Consider the following 4,237-nt stretch of genomic DNA (forward strand, 5'->3'; position numbering starts at 1 on the left):
TTAAAAAGTTTGATTTACTAGCTTAGTACTAGTTTGCTGACTTCATATATATGAGTCAATTAAAAGATTTAACTGGTTATATGTTTCTTCTGTTCAATTTTCAAAGATCATTTGTCGCTCTCTTGCGACGCTCATTTATTATATCAAAGTTATCGAATCTTGTCAACAACTTTTTTCTTTTTCGTTGCTGCTCTCTCGCAGCGACAAGACTTATTATATAGCCTTATTAAATACTCTTTTTTTAAAACATCTTCATTTTCACAATTTATATTCATATATGTATCTCTTTCTCACTATATCTCACTAATTCTTATATAGACACACCAGATATAGTGTTCTTTAATTCATGTAATAATAATGTCTATTTATATATAAAAATGGAATTTAGTTATCTAATATATGCTATTTAGATTATCACATTTAACTTTATTTATAGTTTTTATGCCTTATGTAACATATAAAAATATCACATTAATAACTAATAATTTCTTAATAATATTTTCTTTTGTCAAAATAAATATAACAAACTTGCATCACTTAATGTAAATTAACTTTCCTCTTCTATGCAAATATCATATTTTCTCATCTATAAACATGTTTTCACTTTTACTATAAATATAGTACTTCACTTCAAACTTCATGAAAGTACAACTTTTACAAGTTTAAATTAATTGGCTTTATATTAAATATACATACTATATGAACACTAGAATACCCCTTCCCCCCAGAACTGAAAAAGCTGCCACACTTCTAGTGCAACAGCCTCTTATATTATAAGATGTACTTACATATTACTATTAATTAAATAGTATGTAATATGATCTCTCCACTTTCCATTAATATATAAATACTTTTCATTCAATCCTAACTCTTTAAAATTACACGCTTTTAATACCCCTTTAGATTTTTCATTATCTACTAATACCGATGCTTCTAATCTATGAAGCTCCATTTCTTCAAAAGCATACTCAATAAATAATTGTAAAGCTTCTTTCATATACCCTTTTCCTTCATGATATTTATCTATAGAATATCCTACTATTCCATTTTTAAAAATCCCCTCAACTATATTAGAACACTGTATCCTACCTATTAATTCTCTATCTCTAAATATCCCAAATGCTATACTAATACCATTCAAGTATTGTTTATATCCCTCAATTAATATATTTCTTTGAGAACGTTCAGTATAAAAATCTTCATTACGTGCAGGTTCAAATTCTCTTAATCTCTCTTTATTATTAATGTAATATGTACACATGTCCTCCGCATATTCAGGAGTAAGTAATTTTAAATCAATATGTTTTCCACTTAATAAAACATGATTTCTTATTAGTCCATTATTATAATTATCTCTTTCTATTGAGAATATATATTGACTTCCTCTTTCTTCTCCTAATACAAGACTATTATATAAAACTCCCTCTAAATTAAATCCTAAATCCACAAGTTCCTCTATAGGTATATCTTCATCTACTATCAATTGTATTTTAAATAATTTCATTTCAGTAAAGAATTTATCTATAATTTGTTCCAATACCATACTAAGTACAACACTATACTTATCTTTTTTATATATTTTTATTTTTACAATACAGTTTTTATTACTATCGTCTATATCTAATAAAAATAATCTTCCTAGCGTTATTCCCACATCGTCTCTTATTATATATTCATTTCTATTTGTACAAGCAACATCTAATTTTCCATTTATAAATTCCATATTTGTATCACTCCACCGTCATAGCCTTTACATATATAATAACAAAAATAAGTAAAGCTACAACCCCCTACAGTTGTAGCTTTACTTCGTTCCCCTTTTTTCATTACATATATGAATTTTATACTTCCCTTACATATAACGTTTTCACATATGTATAATCGAGGTTTATTTCCGTTTCTCCCTCGATTCTCACTGAACTTACTAGAACTTAACATCTAACATTCCCTAATCGTTCCCTGAACACGCTCTTACCTTAGTACTAACCCTTATAAACCTTGATGTGTAAACATTTTCTGTTTACGTTTTCATTATAGCATATTTATTCTTTTTTTGCAACAAAATCTTTTATAGTATATCCTCATATTTCGAATTTTTTTCAATTTATAGATATATTTTTTTTAATCTCGTCAAATAAATCTTTTATACATTTTCCTCTTACATAATTTGCACAACTATCACAACTTTCATTACTAAGTATATTTGATGTGAATGATGGATAAACATTTCTATATCCAGGACAATTTTGTGCAACTCTCATTTTTAATTCTGATGAAACCATATATATCCTCCAAATAGTGATATTTATTATTTATATTATCCATCTTATAAATTTTAATACTACTTATATAAAATTTTCTCTAAAAAGAGATTGTAACCCAAAGGAGTAAGATCAGAGTACGGCAATTTTTTAGCAAAATAGAAGTTCAGGTCACATATGCAAGGAACAGGGATATATCAGTGCACAGTGGTGGATGAAATTATAAGTGGAACATTTTGGGGTATATAGTGAGTGAGTTTCCATAAGATATTTATATTTGATATAAAACTATTACGGTTGACTAATGAAAGTTGTACCTTCATATAGCTTGAACTAGAAGCTCATGATTTATGCAAACAACACTTAAATATAATTGTTTTATATATGCACTAAATATATCTATTAGCACAATTGTAACTCTCGCGCCCTAAGGACTATAATATTTTCCCTAACCGAAACTGTGCACTGAAATTGTACCATAATAAAAGAAGGTATCGCTAACAACTTTTCATTTGTTAATGCGACACCTCCCTCTATATATCTGAGAACTTAAAATATATATTTTATAGTCCTGCTTTTTTAATCATATTCTTCCATTAAAACTGACTCTGTTTCTCTGCAATATCTCACAGTTAAGCATTGTCCTAAGTTTCTTGGACATCTTCTACACATACAATCACTTGCTGTACCATCACAAGTTTTTTCTCTATATTCCTTGCAATGTTTGCAATTATACCCATACTTCAACATCTTAATGTATTCCCCTTCTCTAATTATAGTTTTATATCTACTTTATTACTTAATGTAAGTTCATTTTCACATACTTTACATTGATATGCAAATATATCTACACCTTTTCTACTTGCTTTTCTAAGTGCTTCTCCAAACTTAGGATCTCTTTCATCATAAGGAGAAAATTCCTTCATCCCATCCATTTGAATTAAAAACATTACACCAGCTCCAAAACCTTCTTCCTTAGCTGATACTAATTCTAGTAAATGTCTTGCGCCCCTTTCTGTCGGTGCATCTGGAAATTTACAATATCCATTTTCCTCTAAAGTAACACCTTTAACTTCTAAAAAATATACTTCTCCATCCTCATTACTTAATCTAAAATCAAATCTACTTTCTCCATATGTTTTTTCTCTTTCAATTATAGTGTATTCTTTTAATTCTAGTATCTTCTTATTAAGTAATGCTTCATATACTACTTTATTTGGTGCTTGCGAATCTATATTAATTAACTTCTCTCCCTTATATGCTGCAATTAAATCATATGGAGTAATTCTTTTTGGATTTTTACCTTTTCTCAGTATTACCTTTGTACCTTCTACTAAAATTTCTTTACATCTACCGGTGTTCGGAACTGCTACTTTTATTTCTTCACCATTTAACTTTACATATCCTTGAAATCTGTTAGGTCTCTTAACAAACTCTGCTGCTACTACGTCTTCAATTTTCATATTTTTCTCCTTACATATATTTATACTTCTAGATTACTACAAAATTATTATTATTATCAACATAAGCCATAATTAAAATGTATAATCCTCAATAACTCTGTGAAAAAATAATTATATATCTAAGTAAAGGAGTGATTATAAATGGCTAAATCAGATCAACCAGCTTCATATGAAAGCAAAAGATATAAACCAACACCAAAAAATGATATGAAACCCGTTCCTGAAATTCAAGGTAAAAAGAAATTTAATTAATACTAAAAAGGGCTTGCACTATTAAATTAGTACTTAAAGCCCTTTCTATTTTTAATTCTCACTAATTTCATATAGTATTTTTATATTATCTTCTATTACATCATTAAAATTATTTTTATCATTTTCTAATATACTTATATAAAATAATTATCCTCCGGCTTAGCCGGAGGTTTTTCATTTTCGGGCGTAGCCCTTTTCCACTAGCTACGCCTAAAGGCGTATGTACGATCTGGCGCATGCGATCTTTTACTTGCTACCCTT

At 28.1% G+C, this 4,237-nt stretch carries 5 protein-coding genes; all 5 read right to left on the reverse strand.

Annotated features, from left to right (window positions below; genetic code table 11):
- Positions 1-149: 149 nt before the first annotated feature.
- The 5 genes from KQI30_RS17445 to sfsA all read right to left on the reverse strand — a co-directional run bounded on the left by KQI30_RS17445 (position 150) and on the right by sfsA (position 3,724).
- Positions 150-275, reverse strand: a complete 126-nt coding sequence (locus KQI30_RS17445; RefSeq protein WP_301281841.1) for a hypothetical protein — start codon at positions 273-275, stop codon at positions 150-152.
- 509 nt (positions 276-784) lie between these two features.
- Positions 785-1,723 carry a GNAT family N-acetyltransferase gene (locus KQI30_RS16540; RefSeq protein ID WP_216464449.1) on the reverse strand — a complete coding sequence of 313 codons (939 nt, stop codon included), beginning with the start codon at positions 1,721-1,723 and terminating at the stop codon, positions 785-787.
- A 376-nt stretch (positions 1,724-2,099) separates the two neighbouring features.
- Complete coding sequence (locus KQI30_RS16545; RefSeq protein ID WP_216464450.1) at positions 2,100-2,282, reverse strand: hypothetical protein; 183 nt, start codon at positions 2,280-2,282, stop codon at positions 2,100-2,102.
- Between the two features lie 558 nt (positions 2,283-2,840).
- Positions 2,841-3,011: a hypothetical protein gene (locus tag KQI30_RS16550; RefSeq protein WP_216464451.1), complete on the reverse strand. Its 171-nt coding sequence runs from the start codon at positions 3,009-3,011 to the stop codon at positions 2,841-2,843.
- Between the two features lie 23 nt (positions 3,012-3,034).
- Entirely contained in the window at positions 3,035-3,724 is a 690-nt protein-coding gene (sfsA, locus tag KQI30_RS16555) for a DNA/RNA nuclease SfsA (protein ID WP_216464452.1), read from the reverse strand.
- Positions 3,725-4,237 lie beyond the last annotated feature (513 nt).

This window comes from Clostridium bornimense (assembly GCF_018917145.1).
Taxonomy (GTDB): Bacteria; Bacillota; Clostridia; order Clostridiales; family Clostridiaceae; genus Clostridium_AN; species Clostridium_AN bornimense_A.